Annotated in this window: 13 protein-coding genes and 1 tRNA gene; 5 read left to right on the forward strand and 9 right to left on the reverse strand. The window is 60.0% G+C overall.

Annotated elements, in window-relative coordinates:
• Window positions 1-34: 34 nt before the first annotated feature.
• The 8 genes from TU82_RS22625 to TU82_RS22660 all read right to left on the reverse strand — a co-directional run bounded on the left by TU82_RS22625 (window position 35) and on the right by TU82_RS22660 (window position 8002).
• Window positions 35-1018 (reverse strand): ATP-binding protein, encoded by a 984-nt coding sequence (locus tag TU82_RS22625; protein WP_082632064.1) that lies wholly within the window; start codon window positions 1016-1018, stop codon window positions 35-37.
• Between the two features lie 807 nt (window positions 1019-1825).
• Window positions 1826-2983 (reverse strand): AAA family ATPase, encoded by a 1158-nt coding sequence (locus TU82_RS22630; protein WP_057725471.1) that lies wholly within the window; start codon window positions 2981-2983, stop codon window positions 1826-1828.
• A 192-nt stretch (window positions 2984-3175) separates the two neighbouring features.
• Window positions 3176-3251, reverse strand: a tRNA-Thr gene (locus tag TU82_RS22635).
• 545 nt (window positions 3252-3796) lie between these two features.
• A complete protein-coding gene (locus TU82_RS22640; RefSeq protein WP_057725472.1) occupies window positions 3797-4984 on the reverse strand; it encodes a methyltransferase in 1188 nt (395 codons plus the stop codon).
• A complete protein-coding gene (locus TU82_RS22645; protein ID WP_057725488.1) occupies window positions 4965-5654 on the reverse strand; it encodes an ABC transporter permease in 690 nt (229 codons plus the stop codon). Before TU82_RS22645 ends, TU82_RS22640 begins: the two co-directional genes overlap by 20 nt.
• Window positions 5655-5692: 38 nt before the next feature.
• Entirely contained in the window at window positions 5693-6388 is a 696-nt protein-coding gene (locus TU82_RS22650) for an ABC transporter permease (RefSeq protein ID WP_057725473.1), read from the reverse strand.
• Between the two features lie 74 nt (window positions 6389-6462).
• A complete protein-coding gene (locus tag TU82_RS22655; RefSeq protein WP_057725474.1) occupies window positions 6463-7215 on the reverse strand; it encodes an ABC transporter substrate-binding protein in 753 nt (250 codons plus the stop codon).
• 13 nt (window positions 7216-7228) lie between these two features.
• On the reverse strand, window positions 7229-8002 hold the full coding sequence (locus TU82_RS22660; RefSeq protein ID WP_057725475.1) for an ABC transporter ATP-binding protein: 774 nt from the start codon (window positions 8000-8002) through the stop codon (window positions 7229-7231).
• Window positions 8003-8557: 555 nt separating this feature from the next.
• On the opposite strand from TU82_RS22660, the gene gabP reads away from it, so the two are divergent.
• Complete coding sequence (gene gabP, locus TU82_RS22665; protein WP_057725476.1) at window positions 8558-9949, forward strand: GABA permease; 1392 nt, start codon at window positions 8558-8560, stop codon at window positions 9947-9949.
• 458 nt (window positions 9950-10407) lie between these two features.
• Here the strand turns inward: gabP and TU82_RS22670 are convergent, their stop codons facing one another.
• Window positions 10408-10821, reverse strand: a complete 414-nt coding sequence (locus TU82_RS22670; RefSeq protein ID WP_057725477.1) for a hypothetical protein — start codon at window positions 10819-10821, stop codon at window positions 10408-10410.
• A 140-nt stretch (window positions 10822-10961) separates the two neighbouring features.
• On the opposite strand from TU82_RS22670, the gene TU82_RS22675 reads away from it, so the two are divergent.
• From TU82_RS22675 to TU82_RS22690, 4 genes are all read left to right on the forward strand, one after another.
• Window positions 10962-11927, forward strand: coding sequence for an arsenic resistance protein (locus TU82_RS22675; protein ID WP_057725478.1), 966 nt, complete (start codon window positions 10962-10964; stop codon window positions 11925-11927).
• Window positions 11928-12013: 86 nt separating this feature from the next.
• Window positions 12014-13621 carry a hypothetical protein gene (locus TU82_RS22680; protein WP_057725479.1) on the forward strand — a complete coding sequence of 536 codons (1608 nt, stop codon included), beginning with the start codon at window positions 12014-12016 and terminating at the stop codon, window positions 13619-13621.
• Between the two features lie 238 nt (window positions 13622-13859).
• Window positions 13860-15578: a ShlB/FhaC/HecB family hemolysin secretion/activation protein gene (locus TU82_RS22685; RefSeq protein WP_057725480.1), complete on the forward strand. Its 1719-nt coding sequence runs from the start codon at window positions 13860-13862 to the stop codon at window positions 15576-15578.
• A gap of 31 nt (window positions 15579-15609) precedes the next feature.
• Window positions 15610-25926 carry a two-partner secretion domain-containing protein gene (locus tag TU82_RS22690; protein WP_231982724.1) on the forward strand — a complete coding sequence of 3439 codons (10317 nt, stop codon included), beginning with the start codon at window positions 15610-15612 and terminating at the stop codon, window positions 25924-25926.
• Window positions 25927-25930: the final 4 nt, after the last annotated feature.

Consider the following 25930-nt stretch of genomic DNA (forward strand, 5'->3'; position numbering starts at 1 on the left):
CACGTTGACCAGTAAAGGCTCGCGTCAGAGTCATTTACGTGCGTCTACGACTTTTGATCCTTCGCATCGATTCGCCTTTTAGCTCGATGACGTGAAATTTGTGAACGATACGGTCAAGAATCGCGTCGGCAATTGTTGGGTCGGAAAACAAGTCATAACATTTCTCTTTGGGGTGCTGGCTAGTGATGAGCAACGACACGTTCTGTGACTGTTGGTCGATAACGTCGAAGCCTTTGAGGTTGTGCGTATGGAGGACGTCTCGGGCGGGGCGTACGACGCGTTGCTGGAAATCGAGGTAGCTCTCGTTCGGTGCCAGTAGGTTGTGGCTGCCATGCGGTAAGACCTGCTCGGCATATCTGAGTGCTTCGCGTACATGGTCATCCACCATGATCCAGCGAGCTGCTTTGGCTCCGCTGCGCCCACCTTTTGTGCCGTCCTGGATGTTGATCCTCCCGTGTTTCTCTGCTTCGCGTTTCAGTCGAGGAAGATCGGCCAAAATCGCCTCACGCAAACGCATGCCGGAGGCTCGCGCTAACTGAACGATGGCGGCAGCGCGCGGCTGCTGATGTTCGCGAAGCTCTTCAACGATCCGCTTAACGTATTTGCGGTCTTGGCCTTGCGGCACTGAGCGACGAACACTCGCCCGTTGCATTCCCAATGCCTTGCTTGGGCTCGGTACTTTCACGGACTGATCACCGCGAAGCGCGGCCATGGTTCGATTCACGCTGGACAATCGATTTTGCGCGGTCGCGATGCCGATAGCTCCTTGTTCGACTTGCCGCCGCAGATACCTGGCGTAGTCCAGCAAGGTCTGCCGATCAATTTGTCGTGCACCGTTAAATCCTGGTCCATCCTCCGACCGACACCACCGAACAAACGCCTGCCAGCGATCACTGTGCGCTTTGACCGTCCCGTAATGCCCACCGCCAAACAGATCTTTCAGCGCTTGCGGCCCCGCATAACTCAGTTGCCGTCCATAGCCAAAATTGCGCCCATCCCGTCTACCGACCAACGCCATGATCGAACTCCTCTCGAAGCCAAAACTTTTAAAATCTTCCCCACGTCATCCCGCCACGGATGTTGAGTGTTATCAGGGATCAAGGCCCCTGCGACCTGTGAGGGTTGTCCACTAACGCGGGACTGACGGCTCTTTACGACCGGGAGCTTGGGCATCTCATGATCTGGCCTCCTGAACACTTGCGAAGAAGTGGGCGGGTGGAGGCTGCATTGGCTGACGAGACCAACGCCGCGAGATCCTGAGTCGGGTGAAGGCAGTGGTGCGATGACCGGGACATGCCTGACTGTCAGTCAGGTGCAGTCCATTCCGTGGGCCGCGGCACCATCATCTGCATCGCTATGGCCAAGTGGATAGGTTGCTGCAGGGCAGCGATGAAGGGGGATGAGTTGCCGCAGTGGCACTCAGGTAGAAGTAGGCATCCATCACATCGCTGTGACCGTGCGAGCCGCCGGACGCTAATCGCACTTTGGGAGAACCACCACGGTGTGGCGTAGCCTTAAAGGTTCTGGCTACCTGGGTTGCTGTCAACGACAGCGCTTTGCCCGATCTTTTCTACGCCTGTGGATAATTCGAGTTAAGGCTCGAACTTTTGGGAGTTCTGCAGCTGTGGATTAAATTACTCAGCGATGGAAATCTGTAGTTTTCCACAGACAGTTGCGTGGGCTTTAGATTAGGTGAGGTCCATTCAGCATGGCGCCTTTACAGCCCTGCTTGGACGGAGTCTCTTGGGCAAGCGGGCCAGCGAGATTTCGAGAACGTACGCTCACTTTGCTGGGGACTAAAGGTGACAGCTCCACTTTCTTATCCCTACCGCCCCTCAATCAACGCCCGCTCCTCCAACCAAATTTCCTGAACAAACTGATCCGTAATCGCATAAATCCCATGCCCGCGCCGCATGATGATGTTCTCCGCCACCAGCGCAATCACCACGGGTTGAATTTCTTCAACCCGCACTTCGCGACCTACCGTCTTGGAATATTCCGCCGCCGCATCAGTAGAGAAAATCCCCCGAGCATCGCGTTCCGCAGACGCGATCTTGTTGAAAATCGCCTGAGCCAGGCTGCCCAGTTGTTCGACTTTTTCAAGTTCAATACTCGCTGCTGCCGAGCGTAAGGTGCTGGCGATTACGGGTAGGAAAACATCGGGTTCACCGTCCTGCTGCAAGAGTTGACGCAATGCCTTGAGCATTTCTTCAGGTCGATTGCCTAGGGTATTGAAGGCTTCGACTGCGGCCCCAAGTGAGGGGAGCTTTTCCTTCTTCACCGGCATTGCCAGTCGGTTGAGCAGGAATTCCACGTAGTCGCCCTTTAGCAGCGGGTACGCGGCCGATGTCGCACCGGAAAACGCTTGGTTGCGTTTGGCGGTCAGCTCGCTGAACTGGGCTCTGTGGGAGCCTGTGCCGATAAAGAGGAAGTAGCCCGGCGTATTCGGGCGTGGGTTGATTGCATCACGCGCAGCTTTGAGTGCCAGGAGCAGTTGGTTGCCATCGTCGGAGGAAATGGCATGTTGCACCTCGTCGATGATCAGCACGAGATCGGTCTTCGCTTGGTCGACAACCTCTGTGAGTGCTTGCGCCAATGTGGGGCCGTCGGGGTTGCCGATGCTGTCGAGTTTGAAACCGAACTTGAATCCTGCTGCGCCTAGATCGACATTGCTGACGCGCTTGAGCGTTTCCAGGATTGAAGAGCCCGGCGTTTGCAGTTCTTTGAGGGTTTTGTGGATGGCGTTGTGCACGAGCGTCGCCGGGTTGGCCAGCGTGTCGCTCCAGAGGTCGACGTAAATCACCAGTGCGCCTGCTGCTTCCAGAGCGGGGATGAGGTCGCTGCGCAGGAAGGTCGTTTTACCTGTACGGCGCAGGCCGGACAGAAAGAGACCCGAGCGCAGACCTTCATCTAATACGCCTGGATTGAGAAGCTGGTTTGCCATCGACTCGGCCAGTTCAGGGCGCTGAAATATGCTGCTCATGCAATTATCCTTTTTTATGGATACGCCATAATTATTGCCAGCACATAATTTAGCATAAAGGATGAAATCTGAAATTGTGGCGCAAAAAGGGGGGATTCAAAGGGACGGGAGGTGAAGCGGGAAGGGGGGATCGAGGATGAATATCCCAGAAACAACAAAGCCCCTGCATTTCTGCAGGGGCTTCGTCTTATATGGTGCCGGCACCAGGAGTCGAACCCGGGACCTACTGATTACAAGTCAGTTGCTCTACCAACTGAGCTATACCGGCGTGTTAGGGCGACGATTATAGCGACTGAAAAGGTTCTGTAAACCCCTGAATTCTGACTATTTTTGCAAACACGGCGGTTTTTTGTGATCCCCGTAGTTTTTCCACATTTTCACCGCTTGAAAGCCGCACAGAAGAGGTACGTCGAAAGGTCGTAAAATTGACTAATCACCGTTCACCCAAAATTTCTCGCCAGCAGGCGTTGGCCTTTGCGGCAGACCTGTTTGGGTAACGTGACAAAGCGGCTCGCCAGTGACGATCTCAATGCGCTATGCCTCCTGTTGAAAGCGCCGAAAAAACTGCATGAAAGCGCGGTTTATACGGTTTAGCCCAGATGCTTATGCACAATCGGTTGGTAACAGTACTCACGCCACAGCCAATTTGTTGAGCCGTTCTCAACACGCTGCAACTGCCTGTTTTGTGTGCGTTTTATTGTGTGAACAAAAAATGACCAGTGCTGCTTTTGGTCTGTAGCGCTGATAATTACAGCCTCCGTAAAGAATTCATCAACAGAGTTATCCACAGGGCGCTGTAGGAATTTTTGCCCCTTAATCGCGCTGGGCCAGCACCATCAAGTTGCGTGGTGTGAGTGTCGGTTCACAGAAGCTGCCCAACTCGACGTTGTAGCCTTGCTCCATCAGGAACAGGGCCCGATCCAGCACCAGCCACAATTCCAGCGGACGACGAAACAGGCCCCTGACCAATTCCAGGTTTCGCACTTCGGCCAGGCGACGCCAGCCGTGGGCTTCCAGCGCCAGCCAATCCTGATCGCCTGTGGATAAACCCTTGAGGCTTGCCAGTTCCCGGCAATATTCAGCGAAGGATTTTTCCAGCCATTTGGCGGGCAGGGAGGGTGTGGGCAGGTAGTCGTCGCAACCGCGCAGTTGCCGTTGCAGGCGGTCGAAGCCCAGGCGCCGGGCCATGGAGGTATCGCGTTGCCGGCGTACGCGGTTGCCGGCGGTGACGGTTTCGCTCAGTGGCAGGCCCAGGTCATCGACTGACAGCTGCAGGCCGGAGGCGCGCCCGGGGGCGGACAGCGCTTGATAGTGGTCGGCGTTGATGCGGTTATAGCAGCACGGCGCCAGCGCCAGTTGTTTGCAGCCGGCAGCGCTGGCCAGTTGGAGCATGCGCACGTGGAGTTCGCCGCAGGCATGCAGGGCAACTGGCGTGTGTTCGAGACTGATCGCCACCTCTGCCATCACGTCCTGCAGGCTATGGGTGGCGGGCAAGCCGTGGTGGTCACTCAAGGCTTTGCCTGAGGCAATCAGGGCCGGGTCATATTCCAGGCAGGTCAGCTGTTGGCCGGGTTGCAGCAGGCGGCGGCCGAGGTGGCCTTTGCCGGCGCACCAGTCCAGCCAGTGGTTGGGCGTTACGGCAAAATTCAGGGCGGCGCCGAAGGCTTCGATCTGCTGCCATTTACGGCCCGGAACGTCGACATTCAGGCGATGGCCTGCGGGTGCAAGCGCGTGTGTCGGCAACTTATCCACAGCACTGAGCCGCAGGGCCTGGGCCGCCAGTTGTGGAAAAGGTGCGGGCGCCGACAGGTCGTGGGGATGATTGTGACTGGCCTCGGCATCGTCCAGCGAGCGCTGGCGTAGCCACTGCGATAACGCGGGGTGCTCGGTTTCCCAGGGTAATTGCAGATGGGTAAAGGGCCGTGGTCGCCACAGCCCTTGATGCTCGATCAGGAACGCATCCAGTGCCTGGAAGCGTGCCTCAACGTCCTTGGCACGCATCGACGCGTAGCCATTTTTCCAGCAGTTTGAAACCGCGCACCAGCACATAGGCCATCAACAGGTAGAACAGCCCGGCCGCGAAGAAGATCTCCACCGGCAGGTAGGTGCGCGCGATGATGGTCCGGGCCATGCCGGTCAGTTCCAGCAAGGTCACGGTGCTGGCCAGGGCGCTGGCCTTGAGCATCAGGATCACTTCGTTGCTATAGGCCGGCAGGCCGATTCGCGAGGCGCGGGGCAGGATGATATAGAACAGCGTCTTGGGCCTGGACATGCCCAGGGCGCGAGCGGCTTCGATCTCGCCCGGGGGAATGGCCTGGATCGCACCGCGCAGGATTTCAGCGATATAGGCGGCGGTGTGCAGGGTCATGGTGGCGGTGGCGCACCAGAACGGGTCGCGCAGGTAGGGCCACATGAAGCTGTGGCGTACGGCGTCAAACTGCGCCAGGCCGTAATAGACCAGGAACAACTGCACCAGCAGCGGCGTGCCACGGAAGAAGAAAATGTAGGCATAGGGCAGGGCGCTTACATACCAGCGGCGCGAAGACCGAGCGATGCCGAGCGGGATTGCCAGCAACAGGCCAGCAATCACGGCGATCGCCACCAGCTCCAGGGTCAGGGTTGCGCCTTGGGCCAATTTGGGCAGCCACTTGATGATCACGGCCCAGTTCAGGCCCAGGTCAAAATGCGACAGCCAGCTGTAATCACCGCTCATTGGGCGCTCCTTGCAAAGCCGCGGGCGGCGCGTTTTTCCAGGAAGTGCATGCCGGTCATGGCCAGCACGGTCAGGCCCAGGTACATGAATGCGGCGACCATGAAGAAGGTGAACGGCTGCTTGGTCACGGTCACGCCGATCTGCGCGTGGCGCATGATTTCTTCCAGGCCGATCACTGACACTAGCGCAGTGTCCTTCATCAGGATCATGAACAGGTTGCCCAGGCCCGGCAGGGCGATGCGCCACATCTGCGGCATGATCAGCCGCGTGAAAATCCGGATTTTCGACAGCCCCAATGCCACACCGGCTTCGCGGTGTCCCTTGGGAATGGCGAGGATCGCGCCGCGGAACACTTCCGTGGCATAGGCGCCAAAGCACAGGCCCAGGGCGATGACGCCGGCGGCAAAGGCGCTCAGGGACAGGTCAGGGTTACCAAAGAACTCCCCGAGGGCACGCATCAGGTTGACGGTGCCGAAATAAATCAGCAGCACCCACAGCAATTCGGGAATGCCGCGAACGATGGTCGAATAAGCACCGCCCAGCCATTGCAGCGGCTTGTACGGCGAAGTCTTGGCCAAGGCGCCGGCCAGGCCCAGCACCAGCCCCAGGCACAGGGCCGTGAGCGCCAGTTTGACGGTCATCAGCGCGCCGGCGGCAAGCGCCGGGCCGAATCCGTAGAGATCGAAATTCATGGTGTTTTCATATCGCGGCAGGCATTGCTGAAAGCCGACGCGCTCAGGTGAGCGCGCCGGGCAGGCCGTTCAGATCATTCGATGCTGAACGGGAAGTACTTGTCGTTGATCTTCTTGTAGGTGCCGTCTGCCTTGATCTCTGCCAGGGCTTTGTTCAGGCGCTCGCGCAGCGGGTCGCCCTTGCGTACGGCGATACCGATCTTGTCGCTCTCTACAACCGGGTCGCCCTTGAATTCATAGGCCGAACCGTCTTTGCTCTTGAGCCACTCGTACTGCACGTATTTGTCGGCCAGGATGCCGTCGAGACGGCCGGACGTCAGGTCGAGGTAGGCGTTTTCCTGGGTGTCATACAGCTTGGCCTCGGTGTCCGGCAGTTTGTCTTCCAAGTAGGTACCGGCCAGCGTGGCACGTTGTGCACCGATCACCTTGCCTTTGAGGTAGGCGGCGTCGGGCTTGAAGTCCGCCGTGGCTTTGGGCGCAATGAACTGCAGTTTGTTGGAGTAGTAGGGGTCGGTGAAGTCGACGGCCTGCTTGCGCTCATCGGTGATGGACAGCGAGGACACCAGGAAGTCGAACTTCTTGGCGTTCAGGGCCGGGATGATGCCGTCCCAGTCGGACACATACACTTCGCACTTCTCGACTTTCATCTTGGCGCACAGGGCGTCGCCGATGTCCTTGTCGAAACCGACCACGTTGCCGCTGGCGTCTTTATTGTTGAAGGGCGGGTAGGCCGCTTCGATCCCCATCTTCAAGGTTTCTGCCATGGCCGTGGCGCTGAACGCCATCGAGACGGCCGCGGCCAGAAGGAATTTTTTATAGGTCTGCATGCATGTTGCTCCGTTAGCGGTTGCTGGACATGAATTGTTTGCAGCGCGCCGAAAGCGGGTTGTCGAACACCTGCTGTGGCGATCCTTGCTCTTCGACCAGGCCCTGGTGCAGAAACACCACTTCGCTGGACACTTGGCGGGCGAAGCCCATTTCGTGGGTGACCAGCAGCATGGTGCGGCCTTCTTCGGCCAGCGCGCGGATCACATTAAGTACTTCCTGGACCATTTCCGGGTCAAGCGCCGACGTCGGTTCATCGAACAGAATGACTTTAGGCTGCATGGCCAACGTACGCGCAATGGCGGCGCGTTGTTGCTGACCGCCGGACAGTTGCGCCGGGTAGGCGTGGCGCTTGTCAGCGATGCCCACCTTGGCCAGCAGGGCCTCCGCCACTTCTATTGCGTCGGACTTGCTCTGGCCGAGTACACGGCGGGGGGCCTCGATGATGTTGTCGAGGATGCTCATGTGCGGCCACAGGTTGAAATTTTGAAACACAAAACCGATTTCGCTGCGCAGGCGATTGATCTGCTTGCCGTCGGCGGCAAACAATTCGCCGTTTTTCGCGGCCTTGAGCTTGAGTTCTTCACCGGCCACCAGGATCTGCCCCTGGTGCGGGTTTTCCAGCAGGTTGATGCAGCGCAGGAAGGTGGACTTGCCGGAGCCTGAGGAACCCAGGATCGAGATCACATCGCCGTCGCGAGCGGTCAGCGAGATACCTTTGAGTACCTCCAGCTCACCATAGCGTTTATGCAAGTTGCGGATTTCAAGCGCGGGCGTGGCCTCGGCCATGTGCGGTCCTCATTGTGTTCGTTGCGATCTTCGCTGTTGGGCCGCCTTCCTGGCGAGGCGCCAAGCTAGCATAGCGTTTGGATGACAGCCAACAGCGCTGCGGACGGTTAATGGGTGGTCTGCGGCAGGGTGTCGCATCGGCACAGCGGCGTGTCGCGCCATCAACAACCGAACAGACGTTTGAACCCGGGGCATCCACAGGCTTCGCGTAAAAAGGGCGCGATGGTGCCAGCTTTGGGCAGGGGTTGGAAGGGTTAACCGGGCAAACGGCGCCTATCAGCGCTTTTATGGAGCGTCACGCACTTTTTGTGTGTGTTTTTGGTGCGCCCTTTCGTCTGCAGGGTGAGTCGCACGGTAACGCTATAGCGGAATGCCATTGTTCTCAAAGACTTGCGATCACTGCCGAACTTTCCTACAGCCCGCGTCAACTGTGCCTCTGTTACATTTTGGCGCAAATCTTGCGTAAAAAATAAAGAACGCGCTGTTGGTTTCTTTTCACGAGAAAGACCGCAGGCCAGGCGAACCGTTTTCGCAATTCCTCGCAAAGGTGTGTCAATGAGTAGTACGCAAAGCTCCAATGACCTCGAACAGGGGCTCAAACCGCGGCATGTCACCATGCTGTCGATTGCCGGCGTCATCGGCGCCGGTTTGTTTGTCGGCTCCGGCCACGCGATTGCCGCCGCCGGCCCGGCCGTGCTGTTGGCCTATGCGGCTGCCGGTACGCTGGTGGTACTGGTGATGCGCATGCTCGCCGAAATGGCGGTTGCGTCGCCGGACACAGGCTCGTTCTCCACGTACGCCGACCGGGCAATCGGCCACTGGGCCGGTTTCACTATCGGCTGGTTGTACTGGTGGTTCTGGGTGCTGGTGATTCCGCTGGAAGCCAACGCGGCGGCGACCATCCTGAATGCCTGGTTCCCCGACGTGGCGATCTGGGCCTTTACCCTGATCATTACCTTGCTGCTGACCGCAACCAACCTGTTCAGCGTGAAGAACTACGGTGAGTTCGAGTTCTGGTTTGCGCTGATCAAGGTCGTGGCGATCGTGGGCTTCGTCATCCTTGGCCTGGCGGCGATTTTCGGCTTTTTGCCCACCAGCCAGGTCAGCGGCGTATCGCATCTGTTCGACACCCAGGGCTTTATGCCCAACGGCATGGGCGCGGTGCTGGCGGCGATCCTGACCACCATGTTCTCGTTCATGGGCACTGAGATCGTCACCATTGCCGCCGCGGAGTCGAAGAACCCCGGCCAGCAAATCACCAAGGCCACCAACTCGGTGATCTGGCGGATTGGTTTGTTCTATCTCTTGTCGATCTTCATCGTTGTGTCCTTGGTGCCTTGGAATGATCCGACACTGGCTGCCGTAGGTTCCTACCAGACCGTGCTCGAGCGCATGGGCATTCCGAATGCCAAGCTGATCGTCGATCTGGTGGTATTGGTGGCCGTGACCAGTTGCCTCAACTCGGCGCTGTACACCGCCTCGCGCATGCTGTTCTCCCTGGGTCGTCGTGGTGATGCGCCGGCTGTGGCCAAGCGCACCAATAAAAGCGGTACGCCTTACTGGGCGGTGCTGCTGTCCACCGGCGCTGCGTTCCTGGCGGTATTTGCCAACTATGTGGCACCGGCGGCGGTGTTTGAATTTCTGCTGGCCAGTTCCGGCGCGATTGCCTTGCTGGTGTACCTGGTGATTGCAGTGTCGCAATTGCGCATGCGTCAGAAGCGTACGGCGGCGGGTGAGAAGATCGTCTTCAAGATGTGGCTGTTCCCGGGCCTGACCTACGCGGTGATGGTGTTTATCGTCGGCACGTTGACCATCATGCTGTTCCAGGAAGCCCATCGGGTCGAAATCATCGCGACGGGCATTCTGAGCTTGCTGGTGGTGTTGGCGGGGTTGTTTGTTGCCAGTCGCCGCAAGGCCCGGAGAGTCGGCGCTCCCGTACTGAACTGACAAGATGTAGATCAAAATGTGGGAGGGGGCTTGCCCCCGATGACGGTGTGTCAGTCAATCATTTGTTAACTGACCCACCGCTATCGGGGCAAGCCCCCTCCCACATTTTGTATGTGTCAGTCTGCTGAATTTGTCAGCGCCTGGGATGCGGCGACGTAGTCTGCCTGGAACTGCGGCGATTCGATCCACGCCAATGTACGGCGGCGGGTGAGCTGTTCCTGGAAGCCCGTTGGGTCGAAATCATCGCGACGGGCATTCTGAGCTTGCTGGTGGTGTTGGCGGGGTTGTTTGTTGCCAGTCGCCGCAAGGCCCGGAGAGTCGGCGCTCCCGTACTGAACTGACAAAATGTAGATCAAAATGTGGGAGGGGGCTTGCCCCCGATGGCGGTGTGTCAGTCAATCATTTGTTAACTGACCCACCGCTATCGGGGGCAAGCCCCCTCCCACATTTTGTATGTGTCAGTCTGCTGAATTTGTCAGCGCTTGGGATGCTGCTACGTAGTCCGCCTGGAACTGCGGCGATTCGATCCACGCCAACGCGGCGGCCTCGTCATCGCTGTCAGTGGCCCATTGCCGATATTCAATCAGCGCCGCCAGGATAAAGTCGGTCGCTTCCTCTTCGCCTTCCTGCTCCAGCACCAGCGCCAGCAGCGGGTGTGCCAGGAATACCGCGCACAGCGCCTGCTGGCTGATTTCGCCGGCGGTGCGCATCTCGACGAACAGTTCGGTCAAGTCCACTGACTCAAGGTCGATACGGCTGTCGTCGCCGGCAAATGCATCCGGCTTGGTTGCGACGGCACGCTGGGTACGGTTTTGCTTAGCCTTGGTTTTTGCCCGCTGGGCGCGTTTTTGCTGCTTGTTTGGCGAGGCCATGGGCGTAACGTCCTTGGGGTTGGGGCAGTTATTGAAGCGCAGGTTGGGAGAAATCCCAAGCAGGTTTGCTCGCGCATCCAACTCGACCACCGGGCAATAGATGAATAGGCTTGGCCTTTGCAACTTGCCAGAGCGTCTTCATGACCCGCGACACCCTTGAGCACAACCAGATTCCTCTCTACGTTGCAGCCATCCTGCTGGCCGCGCTCTGTGGTGTATTCGCGCCGTCTTTTGTCCAGGGCCTCAGCGCGCTCGTCACGCCCGGCATCGCGGTATTGATGTACGCGATGTTCCTGCAAATCCCTTTTCTCGACCTGCGCCGCGGCTGGGGTAGCCAGCGCTTTATGCTGGCGTTGCTGCTGGCCAATTTCATCTTGGTGCCCTTGCTGGTATGGACACTGACTCGTGGCCTGTTGGGGCATCCCGCGCTGTTGGTGGGCGCGTTGCTGGTATTGCTGACGCCGTGTATCGATTACGTGGTGGTATTTACCCACATTGGCAAAGGTGACTCGCGGTTGATGCTGGCGGCCACGCCGTTACTGTTATTGGTGCAGTTGGCACTGCTGCCGGTGTACCTGGGTTTGATGTTGGGAGCGCAATCAACGGTGGTGATTGCGGCCGCGCCGTTTATCGAAGCGTTCCTATTGTTGATTGCGCTGCCGATGGTGCTGGCTGCGACGACTGCATTTTTCGCACGAAGGTCAACGCTGATCAGCCGGTGGAACAGCGTATGGGCCTGGTTGCCGGTCCCGGCGATGGTCCTCGTGCTGTTTGTGGTGATTGGGTCGCAGATCGCATCCGTGATCCGGGATATCAGCGCATTGCTGCCGGTGCTGCCCATCTATGCGGGCTTTGTGCTGCTGGCGCCGCTGATGGGCATGTTGGCCGCGCGGCTGTTCGCGCTGCCGGCGGCAACGGCGCGTGCGGTGACGTTCAGCGCATCCACCCGCAATTCACTGGTGGTGCTGCCCCTGGCGCTGGCTTTGCCTGAAGGCGTGCGCGGGTTGGCCGCGACGGCGGTCATCCTGCAAACATTGGTCGAACTGGTTGCGCAGTTGATCTACATCCGCCTGATCCCGGCCCTGGTATGGCCCGCCAGTCGGTAACGCATGAATTTGCAGGTTTGTTCAGACGCTGTTCAGGGGCGCGGTCGGCACCATAAGCCCGCGCTTCCCACCTGACAGGTCACCCGATGGATCATCGCAACCGCTTTCGCCTGGAGTCACTGGGCATCTTTCTGATCGCCTTATTGCTGTTCACCCTGGGTATCTGGGATCAGCAGCCTCAGGGCTTCGACGGGCGATGGGCGTTGTTCCTGCAGGAAATGTTTCGCCACGGCGCGAGTCTTTTTCCCACCACTTACGGCCAGCCGTACGCGGATTATCCCGGCACCGCGACGTTCTTCAGTTTTGTCTTCGCCCGGTTGTTTGACGCGCCGAACCATCTGGCGAATGTGCTGCCCACCGCGCTCGCTTCGGCCGGGGTGGTTGCCTTGATCTATCGCCTGCTGGCACCGTCCAGCCGGCCTTGGGCATTACTGACGGTGCTGCTTACTCTGCTCACCACCCAACTGCTCGAAAAGTCGCGCTCGGTGTGCCTGGACCAGATGGTTGCGCTGCTGTGTGTCGGCAGTTTCTACCTGTTGCACAGTGGTGAACGGTTGGGCTCGCGGTTCAGGCAGCTCGCGGTTTTCCCCTTGTTTGTCCTGGCCTTCGCGATTCGTGGGCCGTTGGGGTTGATCGAGGTGTGTGGCGTGACATGTGTGTACTGGGCGCTGGGCCGGCCGGGGGAGCGGGTCAGTCAGGTGCTGGTTCACGGCGTTGTCGGGTTGGTGTTGCTGGCGGCGTGCTGGTGGGTGCTGATGAAGCTCGCCCGAATCAGTGGTGGCGATGCCTTTGCCGATGAGGTGTTCAAGATGCAGGTCGGCGGGCGGCTGGATGAGTCCGGCGAGCCGTTTTACTTCTACTTCCAGCTGAGTTTGTACCGGTACTTCCCGGTGGTGCCGTTGGCCCTGGCGACGTTGATCGCACTGCGTCATCGCTGGGCGCAGCGCTGGGTCAGTGATGATGTGCAATTGCTGATGCGCCTCGGCGCGTGCGGCTTGATGATTTTGCTCGGCCTGTCAGTGCCGCATTTCAAGCGTGCCTATTACATCCTGCCCATGGTGCCGATGTTTGCCGCTGTCGCGGCCTATGGCCTGCTCCAGGCGCAAGGCTGGCTGGTTGGCGTGCGCCGCTGCTACGAGGGGCTGGTCGTGGCGCTGCCGGCGCTGGGCGTGGTGGTGCTGTTTGCGTGCCGGCATGCCTGGCACAAGCATGGCTACTGGCCTGATGTTTCGATGCCGTTATTGATCGGTGTGCTGGTACTGATGCAAGTGGCGGCGCTGCTGGCGTGGCGTCGGCCCGGGCGGTTGATTTGGCTCAGTGGGATCGCCCTGGCGGCGCAGTGGTTGCTACTGATCACCGTAGTCGAACCGGCCAAGGATCTTCAGTTCGATACCCGGCAGTTTGTCAGCCAGGTGGAGGCGCTAAGGGATGCGCAGCCGGGCCCTCTGGTCTTTGTCGACCTGGGTCGGGACACCTGGGCGGTGCGCTACATGATGAATCTGGATCACGATGAGCAACCGTTTTTCGTCGGGCGTAATGAACTGGAAAAGCTCGCTGCATTGCCCCGGCCATCCTGGGTGATTGTGCCGCGCAAGGACGCGGCGTTGTTGAAGGAATCGCCCCTCGAGCCGCTGGCGCCGAGCTTTCAGGGGCGGTTGAATGACAATGCGTTGATGGTGTTTTTGCTTAACTGAGAAGCCCTTTTTAGAAAGCATCTGATACGACGCTCAGCGCGTTAGCGTTGCTCATTCAGTTAGCTCATCGCTACCGTCTATCGGAATCGTAAGGAAAAATACCCATACTTTATAAAATTTCGCTTAAAAATCAGTTCGTTAGTTGGGTTCAAGGCATCTACCGATAAAACAGTCGGGATATTGGCTGACGCATGCTTCGATGTTAATTTGCCACCCTTTGTAAATCGACGGATCGAACATGTATTTCCTCCTGCCATGGACTCGGCTGCTGGGCGCCTTCCTGCTCACTTGCCTGAGCCTGAACAGCGCATTCGCCGCCCCCACGCCCGGGGACCAGGACCTGATCCGCGATCGGCAGAACCGCCTGCTCGAAGAGCAACAGCGGCGCCTTGAAGAACTCAAGGACCTGCCCGGCAAAGCGGCCAAACCCGAGGCGCCCAGCGCGCCCGCCGACACCCGTTGCTTCCCGATCAAGGACATCGAACTCAAAGGCGCCGACAGCCTGCCGGCCTCCGAGCGCGAGCGCCTGCTCAAGCCTTATATCGGCCAGTGCCTGGGCGTGTCCCAGCTCAACGACCTGCTTAAAGCCATCACCGACTACTACCTCGGCAAAGGCCGCGTCACCAGCCGCGCCTACCTGCCGCAGCAAGACCTCTCCACCGGTCACCTGCAAGTGCTGGTGGTGGAAGGCAAGCTCGAAGCCTTGCGCAGCGCCGAAGGCAGCACCGTGACCGAACGCGAACTGGCCATGGCCTTTCCCGGCAAGGTCGGCGAAGCGCTGAACCTGCGCGAAATCGAGCAACTGGTGGACCAGCTCAACCGCCTGCCGTCCAAACAGGCGCAAATGGAACTGACCCCCGGCAAGCAAGTCGGCGGCAGCGACGTGGTGGTCAAGAACGCCGCGCAAAAGCCCTGGCGCGCCAGCTTGTCGCGCAATAACGATGGCCAGAAGAGCACCGGCGAACAGCAATGGGGCGCCGGCCTTGAATGGGACAGCCCGCTGGGCCTGGGCGACCAGTTGATTCTGCGCGGTGGCCACGACGCCATCAGCGACCACCAGAAAACCTCGAAAAACACCATGCTCTATTACAACGTGCCGTGGGGTTGGTGGAACTTCAGCTACACCTACAGCGAGAGCGATTACCGCACCTTCGGCGTGACCGACGACTTCAAATACAAGCAGGACGGCGACAACCAGAACCACCAACTGCGCGCCGAACGGGTGATTCACCGCGATGACGTGAGCAAGACCTCGGTCAACGTCGGCCTGGCGCACCTGCGCACCAACAACTACATCCTCGACGTGCGCACCGCGCCCAGCAGCAACCGCCTCAGCGAACTGCAACTGGGCGTCAACCACGGTCGGCGTATCGGTACGGCCTTCGTCAACCTGGACCTGGGCATGCAAAGCGGGATCGGCCTGCTCGATGCCCAGTCGCAGGAAGAGCGCGACGCCTTCGGCCGCCGTCAGCCGAACTCGCGCTACCGCAAATACACCGCCACCGTCAGCTACCTGCAACCGTTCAGCCTGTGGGGCGAGTCGTTCAGCTTCAGCAGCCTGGCCACCGGCCAACGCAGTGAAGACCCGCTGTTCTCGCCCCAGCGCATGAGCCTCGGCGGCTCGGCTTCGGTGCGCGGTTTCAAAGACCAGTTGCTGACCGGCGACAGCGGCGGCTACTGGCGCAACGAAGTGCGCTGGGCGCGCCCGGTGACCCTCGACTGGATGCGCCCGGCCTTCTTCGAATACGGCGCCAGCGTCGGCTACGACCAGGGCGTGATCCGCAACGACCGCTACAACGACAACGTTCACGGCCGCGTGTCCAGCAACTCACTGGAGCTGTTCGCCCGTGGCAAGAACGTCAGCACCAGCGTGACCTTTGCCCACTCGCTGGAAAGACCCGGAGTCGTCACCGAGCGCGAAGCGCCGATCTACTTCCGCCTGGATTTCTTCCTGTAATTCAACGTTGCGCCGCAGCGAGAAACTGAAAATGGACGTTCGACAATTTGCCTTCCTGGCCCGCCAACCTTCCGCCGCGCTGAAGCCGCGAAACGCGTTCTTCGGTTTGCCCAAGCGCGGGCTGGCGTTGATCCTCGCCAACGCGCTGTTCTGGCAGCCGCTGCTGGCCCAGGCCGAGGGCATTGTGGTCAGCGCGCCGGGCACTACCGTGGGCGCGGCGGGCAACGGCGTGCCGGTGGTGAACATTGCCACGCCGAACGGCGCGGGCCTGTCCCATAACCAGTTCCAGCAGTACAACGTCGGCCCCAACGGCGTGATTCTCAACAACGCCAACGGCGCGCTGCAAAACACCCAACTGGGCGGGATCATTGTCGGCAACCCCAACCTCAAGGGCGGCGCGGCCAGCGTCATTCTTAACGAAGTCAACGGCGGCAGCGCCAGTCAGTTGCGCGGCTACACCGAAGTGGCGGGGCAGTCGGCCAAAGTTATCGTCGCCAACCCGTACGGGATTACCTGCGCCGGTTGCGGCTTTATCAACACGCCCAACGTCACCCTCACCACCGGCAAACCCATCATCGACCCAACCGGCCAGCTGAAAAGCTACCAGGTCGATGGCGGCGCCGTGACCATTGACGGCGAAGGCTTGAACGCCAGCAACGTCGACCGCTTCGACATCATCACCCGCTCGGCCAAGATCAACGCACAAATCAACGCCCGCGAACTCAACGTCATCGCCGGGCGCAACGACGTCGATGCACAAAGCCTGAACACCACGCCGCGCGCCGACGACGGCAGCGCCAAACCCGAGCTGGCGATCGACTCGTCGGCCCTGGGCGGCATGTATGCCGGCGCGATCAAACTGGTGGGCACCGAAGCCGGTGTGGGCGTGAAGCTCGACGGCACCCTGGCCGCCAGTGGTGGCGACATCCAGCTCGATGCCAATGGGCGCTTGAGCCTGGTCAATGCCAAGGCCAGCGAAGCGGTGGTGATCAAGGCCGACCAGCTTGACGCCACGGGCGCGGTGTATGCCGGTACCCGAATCGATGCGCAAACGACCACAGGCTTGAGCAACCAGAAAAGCCTCGCCGCACGCGACAGCATCAGCCTGACCAGCAGCGGGCAGGTGATCAACAACGGCATCATCGAGGCCGGCGTGAATGCCGATGAAAGCCGCAATACCAGCGGCGACGTCAACCTGACGACGGCGAGCCTGAAAAACAGCCAAAGCGTGGTTGCCAGTCGCACCCTGACGGTCGCCGCTGCACAAACCCTGGATAACCAGGGCGGCACCTTGAGCGGTGTGAAAACCGTGGCCAGCGCAGGCCAGTTCGATAACCGGGGCGGCCGGGTTCTGGGCGCCGACGCGCTCAAGGTCAATGCCACCGGCCTGGATAACCGCGCGGCTGGCTTGGTGCACAGCGATAACAGCACCGACGTCACGGTGACAGCTGCACTGGATAACCAGAACGGCCGAGTCATAGGCCTCAACAACCTGACGCTCAAAGCCGGGCAATTGACCAACGATAACGGCTTGGTCGCGAGCCAACAGCAGGCCCAGCTAACCGCCGGGCCATTGAGCAACCGGGCGGGCGAAATCTCCGCCCGGCAAACCACCCTTAGCGCCACGTCGCTGGATAACCGTTCCGGCAAACTGCTGGGCAGCCAACTCAACGTGACCGCCAGTGGCGCCATTGATAACCGCCTGGGGATTTTTTCCGCCACCAGCCTGCTGACGGTGCAAGCCGCAAGCCTGGACAACAGCGACCAAGGCTCCGTCGCCAGCCAGGGCAACCTGACCGCGACCATCGCCGGGCTGCTCGACAATCACAATCAAGGCAACCTGGTCAGCCAAGCGGCCCAGCAGGTTCAGGTCGGTCAGCTGAACAACGCCCAGGCTGGGCTGGTATCGAGTAAAACCACCCTGGCGCTGCACGGCGATACCCTGGCCAACCAGGGCGGCCTGGTGATCGCTGATGGGGCGTTGACCCTGACCGGTGGCAGCGTCGACAACAGCAATGGCGGCCAACTGAGCAGTGATAGCCGGTTGACGCTCAATGCCAACCATCTGGAAAACGGCGCAGGTCGAATCAGTGCCAAGGGTGATCTGCAGGCCACCGTCGGCGTGCTCAACCAGCAAGCGGGTGAGTTGGTCAGCGAAGGCGTGCTGAGCCTTACTGGCACCTCGGTGGACAACCGCAACGGCGGTCTCATTGCCGCCACCAACGGCGTTGATTTGCGCAGCCAAACCGTGCTCAACCAGCAAGGCGAGATCTCCAGCCAGGCCAAGGTGCTGCTGGTGGCCGACCAGTTGAACAACAACGCCGGCAAGGTGATTGGTGACAGCGGCTTGAGCCTGACCGTGCAACGCCTGCTCAACCAGAGCAAAGGCCTGCTGGCGGGACGCGAGGGCCTCGTACTGAACGGCGGTCAACTGGATAACAGCTTGGGCGGGCGCATCACCAGCCAGAAAGACCTGAACATCAACCTGACCGGTGACCTGTTCAACCATGACCAAGGCACCTTGCTCAGTGAAGGCGCGTTAACGGTGAAGGCTGGCGCGCTGGACAACCGCCAGGGCGGCATTCTGTCCGCCGCCAACGCGCTGTCGATCACAACGGACGGCCAACTGAACAATCAGGCGGGCAAACTGCTGGCCGATGGCACGGCCACCTTGGTGAGCGCTGTGCTGAACAACAGCCAGGGCGGTGTGATCAGCGCCAAGCAACAGGTTGACTTGCGCAGCGCGGGTCTGGACAACAGCCAGCGCGGCAGCATCAGCAGTGACGCCGGCATCACCCTCAATGCCGGGCAACTGGACAACAGCCAGCAAGGTTCGATCTTTGCCAAGTCCACGGTCAAGGCCACCCTGACCGGGCTCGACCAGCATGACCGTGGCGAGCTGGTCAGCAATACCAGCATCGACCTGGACTTGAACCATGGGCAACTGATCAACCGCGACCACGGGTTGATTGCGACCCCCGGCCAATTGCTGCTGAGCAACCTGGGCAGCGTCGACAACAGCCAGGGCGGCGAGATTTCCAGCACCCAATCCTTCCTGTTGACGGCCGACGCGCTGAACAACCGGGGCGGCAAAGTCATCAGTGGCGACAGCCTTCAGGTGCGCATCGCCAAGGCGCTGGATAACAGCGTCGAAGGTGTGTTGTCAGCCAAGCACCTCTTGCAGGTGGATGCCGATAGCCTGGACAACCAGGCCGGTGGCGCCCTCGCCAGCCGTGGCGCGCTGGACCTGAAGGTCACAGGCCTTCTGGACAACCATAATCAGGGGCTGATTTCCGCTGCCACTGCGCTTACTACAACCTCAGGCTCATTGAACAACAGCGACAAGGGCCGTCTCTCGGCCGGCACGCTGCAGACTCTCAATACCGGCGCGCTGGATAACCGCCAGGGCGGGCAACTGGTCAGCGATGGCAGCCTGACGGTGACCGCTGCCGATGTGGATAACCGCAGTGGCGTGATCGGCAGCCAGCAAGCCTTGAACCTGACCGTCGGCAACCTCGACAACAGTGCGGGCCTGATCAACAGCCAAAGCGATCTCACCCTGGCAGGCCAGCGTGTGGACTCAAGCCAGGGCGGAGAAATCTCGTCCAAGGGCGACTTGAAACTCACGATCCAGAAGCTGATCCAGCGCCAGGGCCGCTTGATCGGCGAACGCGCCGTGAGCCTCGACCTGCAAGGCGGCGATCTGGACAACAGTGGGGGCTTGATCAGCGCCAATGGACCGTTGACCTTCGCGCGCCTGGCCAACCTGACCAACCGTGAACAAGGCGAAATCTCCAGCCAGACGGCGTTCAGCGTGGCCGCCAAGCGCATTGATAACGGTGATCGCGGGGTCATCCTCAGTGCCGATCAATTGCGTCTCGAAGCGGATGCCGTGGTCAACGCTGACAAGGGTTTGATCTCCGGCTGGAATGGCCTGACGGTCGTCGGGGGCAGCCTGGACAACAGCGCCGAGGGTACGTTGTCGAGCAAGAGCGGGACCCTGCTCACCACGCTCACCGGCACGCTGGATAACCACGCGGCAGGTGCCCTGGTCAGTCAGGGCAAGCAAACCATCAGCGCGGCCGGCCTGAACAATGATCAAGGGATCATCTCAGGCCAGGCGGATGTCAGCCTCACCGTCGCCGGGCGCCTGGACAACAGCAACGGCGGCTTGATTTCCGCCGGTCAGCACCTGGGTTTCAACCATGCCCAGAGTGAAATCCTCAACCGTGGCGGCCAGATCAGTGCTGCCAGCATCACCCTGGTTGGCCAAAGCCTGGACAACAGCGCCGGTCAACTGATCAGCCAGGGCACCCTGGAAGGCACCCTCAGCGGTGCGCTGATCAACGCCAACAACGCCCGTCTGGCCAGTGGCGCAGCCTTGCTGCTGAACGCGTCGAGCCTGGATAACCGGGGCGGCCAACTGGTCAGCCAGGACCGACTCGACCTGACCCTCGCCGACGATCTGGATAACCGCGATAAAGGCACCCTCGCCAGCCAGAAAGACCTGGTGATCAAGCTGTTGGCCGGTGACATCAACAACCAGCAGGACGGCCTGATTTTCAGCCAGAAGGGCAAGCTCGATCTGGCTGCCCGTACCCTGAATAACCAGAAGGGCACGCTGCAAAGCCAAGTCGATAACCGGCTACGTCTGAGTGGCGACCTGAACAACCAGGGTGGCCGGGTCGACAGCCTCAGTGGCAACCTGGACCTGCAAACCGCAAGTGTGGTCAACAGCGCCGGCGGGATACTCAACAGCAGCAAGGGCTGGATCAAACTGGTCAGCGGCCTGTTCGACAACGGCAGCGGGATCACCCAGGCGCAATCGCTGGACATCACCGCCAACGGCGGCTTGCTCAACCAACTGGGGCACCTGTCGGCCCTCGGCGGTGAAAACCGTATCGTCACCAGCACCTTGAATAACCAGGGTGGCGGTGTGTATGCCGACACCTTGCTCAAAGTCACGGCCCAGGATTTCGATAACCAGGGCACGGCTGCCGGCAACGGCGGCAAGGTCGGCGCGCGTACTATCGACTTCGGCCTGACAGGCGCCCTGAGCAACCGCTTTGGCCTGATCGAAAGCGACGATACCCTGGGCCTCGCCGCGCAAACCATCAGCAACGTGGGCGGTACCCTGCGGGCCATGGGCCGCACCGGTTCCACCCGCATCAGCACACTGGGGCTGTTCGATAACCGCCTCGGTGCGCTGGAAAGCGCCAACGAATCGCTCGACCTGCAAGCGGCCAGCCTGGACAACAACGGCGGGCGCATCGTGCATACCGGCAGCGGCACATTCGACCTGACGTCCGACCAGGTCACCCGTGCCGGCGGCAGCTTCGTCACCAGCGGCCAACTGGACATCACGGCCGCCAAGTGGACCAACAGCAGCGTGATTCAGGCCGCCCGCCTGAACCTCGACATCGGCGAGTTCACCCAGACCGCCAGCGGCCAGTTGCTGGGCGCACAAAGCCTGACCGGCGTCGGCGGCACCTGGACCAACGAAGGCTTGCTGGCCAGCGATGGCACCTTCAACCTGACACTGACCGGTGGCTACAGCGGCAACGGCCGGGTCAGCAGCCTGGGCGCCATGAGCCTCACCAGCGCCCGCATGGACCTAGGCGATAACGCACGCATTGCCGGCGGCGCACTTACCCAGATCAACAGCACCACCCTCAACAATCGCGGGCGCCTGACCGCCATCGGCGACCTGACCGTCAACGCCACCACCTTGAACAACTACGGCACCCTGGGCGGCGCTGGAAAGGTCCGCCTGAACGCCACTCACCTGCTCAACGACAAGGGCCTGGTCTTCAGCGGCAACGACATGACGTTGCGCGTCAATGATTTCAGCAACCGCTATGGCGACGTCTACAGCCTGGGCGGCCTCGACATCGCCCGCGACGACGCCAACGGGCGCAGCGTCCTGATCGAAAACGTCTCCGGCACCCTGGAAAGCACCGGCAACATGCGTTTGCTGGCCGACACCCTGAGCAACCGCCGCGACCAGTTCAGCACCGAAATGAAACTGGTGTCGGGCAGCTTCGACACCTACTACGACGACTTCTGTGACGGCAAGGGCTGTGAAGTGCACTTCCGCTCGGTTGAGCGCTACGAGGACGTCGTCACCGGCAGTTCCCCCACGGCGTACATCTCATCGGGTGCAGGCCTGACCGTTGGCGCGCAAACCGTCGACAACCTCTACAGCTCAATCTCGGCTGCGGGCAATATCCAGATCGATACCGGTGTACTGAACAACACAGGCGCGGCAGGTGGCGAAGATCGCCACTTCGACTCGGAGTTCTATACCCGCAACGACAGCGTCTACAACACGTTTATCACTCGCAGGGATCAGTTCAACCTCTACAACAACCCCAACTCGGCCGACTACCGTCCCGGCGAAATGACCATCGCCAAGCTGAGGGACGGGATCGGTACCTTCTACAACGACTCCAGCTATGTCGTCGCCACCGCCGGACGTGTGATTGCCGCCGCTGTTATTCAGGCGGCCGGTTCCGTCACCGTTAACGCCACGCAGCAAATCAACAACAGCGTGATCCGCGCCAACGCCACGGATATCAATACGCCGGCGCAAAACCGCAACACCAACTCCGACGTATTTGCCTCCACGGTCAAACCGGCGATTACTGCGCAACTGCCGCCGGACCTGGCCCAGCGTCAGGTCAATCCGGTGACCTTGCCGGGCTTCAGTTTGCCGACCAGTCAGAACGGTTTGTTCCGCCTCAGCGGCCAGGCCGCGAAGGCCGGCGCAGCGGGTAAAACCGCCACCGGCAGCGCTGACTTCAGCGTGAACGGGCGAGTGGTCAGCGCCGCCGAGCGCGAGAAAACCCTCGACTACAGCGCCGTGCAAGAACGCGGCTTCAGCCTCGATGGCCAGCCGGTCAGCGGCGCGGTCAGTGGCCAGGGCCCGTTGGTGCTGGACAGCCGCGCGCCTTCGGTCACCCGCGTGCAGGGTGTGCCGGACATTGCCCCGGTGGATAACAGCCATAAATACCTGATCGAAACCAACCCGGCGCTCACTGACCTCAAGCAGTTCATGAGCTCCGACTACCTGCTCGGCAAACTCGGCTACAACCCCGACGCCAGTTGGAAGCGCCTGGGCGACGGCCTCTACGAGCAACGCCTGATCCGCGAAGCCGTGGTGGCGCGCACCGGCCAACGCTACATCAACGGCCTCGCCAGCGACGACGCGCTGTTCCGCTACCTGATGGACAACGCCATCTCCTACAAGGACTCGCTCAACCTGCAACTGGGCGTATCGCTGACCGCCGAGCAAGTGGCGGCGCTGACCCACGACATCGTCTGGATGGAAGAAGCCGAGGTCAACGGCGAAAAAGTCCTGACCCCCGTGCTCTATCTGGCTCAGGCCAACAACCGACTGGCCCCCAACGGCGCGCTGATCCAGGGCCAGGACGTGAGCCTGATCAGCGGCGGCGACCTGCACAACAGCGGCACCCTGCGCGCCACCAACAACCTGAGCATGGTCGCCGGCAACATCGACAACAGCGGCCTGATGCAAGCCGGCAACCGCCTGGAAATGCTCGCCACCGACTCGATCCGCAACAGCCGTGGCGGCATCATCACCGGCCGCGACATCAGCGCCACGGCCGCGACCGGCGACATCATCAACGAGCGCACCGTCACCACCTTCAAGCGTGACGGCGAGCGATTCCAACTGCGCGACGACGTGGTCAGCGACGCCTCGCGCTTCGAAGCTACCGATACCTTGAGGCTCAACGCCGGCCGGGATGTGCTCAACGTAGGCAGCAATCTCAAGGCTGGCGGCAACGCCAGCGTGACCGCCGGCCGCGACGTAGTGATCGCCAGCCAGACCGAAGAAGACAGCGCCGCCTACCAGCGCCGCCGGGTCAAAAGCACTGAACAAACCCTGCTGCAACACGGCTCCAGCGTGGAGGTGGGCGGCAATCTGGCCATCGATGCCCGACGCGACATCGCCGTGGTCGCCAGCACCGTCAGCGCGGCCAAAGACCTGAGCGTCAAAGCCGGCGAAAACCTGACCCTGGCCGCTGCCGCCAACGAACAGCACGACTACTCCAAAGGCAAAAAAGGCCAGACCAAAACCACCACCCAACTGGACAGCGTCACCCAACAAAGCGCCGAACTCAAAGCCGGCGGCGACCTGATCGCCGTGGCCGGCACCGACCTGACCCTGGTCGCGAGCAAAATCAGCGCAGGTAACGAAGCCTACGTGCACGCCGACAACGAACTGCAACTGCTGGCCGCGCAAGACAGTAACTACTCGCTGTATGACATGAGCAAGAAAGGCGGGTGGGGCAGCAAGAAGACCCAACGGGATGAAGTGACCGATGTGAAGAATGTCGGCAGCGAGATCAAGACGGGGGGTGACCTGACGCTGGAAAGTGGTGGGGATCAGAAGTATCAGGCGGCGAAGCTCGACAGTGGCGGTGATATTGCGATTGTCAGTGGTGGGGCGGTGACGTTTGAGGCGGTGAAGGATCTGCATCAGGAGAGTCATGAGAAGAGCAAGGGAGATGCGTTCTGGACATCGTCAAAAGGTAAAGGCAATACCGATGAGGCCCTGCGCCAGACCCAAATGGTGGCTGAGGGAAATATCGCGATCAAGGCGGTGGAAGGTCTGAAGATCGACGTCAGGCAGGTCAACCAGCAAACCGTCAGCCAATCGATTGATGCGATGGTCAAGGCTGATCCGCAGTTGGCCTGGATCAAAGAGGCCGAAGCGCGTGGGGATGTGGACTGGAGGCAGGTCAAGGAGATTCATGACAGCTTCAAGTACAGCAACTCGGGGTTGGGGCCGGCGTCGCAGATCATTATTGCGATTGTGATGGCGGCGGTGGTTGGGCCGTTGGCTGCTGGTGCGGCTGCCAGTGCAGGGGCGGGCGTAGGGGTGGCCGCCGGAGCTGGGGCGGTGGCAGCGGGAGCGGCGACTAACGCTACGGTCAGTGTTGTTAACAACCGTGGCAACTTGGGCGCGGTGCTCAAGGACGTGACTTCTTCGGATGCGATGAAGGGGTATGTGATTGCTGGCGTCACTGCTGGCATGACCGCTGCTTATTTTGGTGACTGGACTGGTACTCAAACAAACACAATTACCGGGAAAGTTACGACACCGGGTCTACTGAACACTTGGAGCGGTGTTGGTAAATTTGCCGCCAACCAAACACTGCAAAGCGGCACATCCATGCTGTTGAGCAAGGCGCTGGGGCAGGGTGGCAGTGCCAGCGATGCGCTGAAAAGTGCGCTCTTCAACACGTTGGCGGCAGCCAGTTTCAACCTGGTGGGGAATTACACCCAAAATGTAGTTGCCGATGGTTCGGCGCCCAAGATTGCGATTCACGCGATGGTGGGTGGTTTGCTGGCTGAGGCTACGGGCGGCGACTTCAAAACCGGTGCGCTGTCAGCGGGGGCGAATGAGGCGCTGGTTACTCATCTGGATACGCTGGTCAAAGGTAACGATGAATTGCTGACGATGAGTTCGCAGATCGTCGGTGTGCTGGCTGCGGCAGGGCAGAAGGATGCAGATGCGGCCAAGCTGGAGAAAGGTAGTTGGGTTGCGAAGAATGCTACGCAGTACAACTATCTGCTTCATCACGAAGTAGAAAAGATGCTTGAGGAGGTTGATAGCAAGAAAACAGAAGAAGAGAAAAGAGAGGTTCGGAACCGATATATTCAACTCGATCAGGAGCGAAACGAACAGTTGAGTGCAATTTGTACTCAGACACCAGATGTTTGTAAGTCTACTTCTGCATCGCTTGTAAGCGATGATCAAAAGCTAGTTGAATTAGTCAGTCAGTTAAGAGCGCAGGGGAAAGGAGGGGCGGCGCTTGCGGTTGGTAGCTTTATTGACAGTAATTTGTCTGCGACGAACATAATTGCGGCGGAGATAAAGGCTGCAGACGGCGGAGCTTTGGAAACTCTGGCTGCTGAAGGTGTTAAAGCCGGTGTCGGTGTGGTGGCTATTAAGCCTGGGGCTGGAAAAGGTAAAGGGAGTGCTTTGCCAGTACCGGACTCAAAGGTCGCATCCAATGGCTTGAACTATAAATCAAACCCTAAACACACTCTAGGTGGCGACGGTAATAGAGCAAATGCGGGAATCGAACCAAAGAACTCGATTGATATTTTTGAGAGTTCTATTCCGAGCTCGAAAGTTTACAATAATAAAGAAGTTCGATATGGTGTGGATGACGTTGGGGGCGTTCATCGATTTGAAGGTACGAACGGGGAGTTTCATTGGAATGGCAGCACAGGTGACTTGAGAAATCCGCTCAATAAAAGTGATATTCCGAATGACATTAAAAAGCAGCTAGGTGTCGGCGGTAAGGGGAGGTGAGGAA

Origin of the sequence: Pseudomonas orientalis, from assembly GCF_001439815.1 — a bacterium.
GTDB lineage: Bacteria > Pseudomonadota > Gammaproteobacteria > Pseudomonadales > Pseudomonadaceae > Aquipseudomonas > Aquipseudomonas orientalis.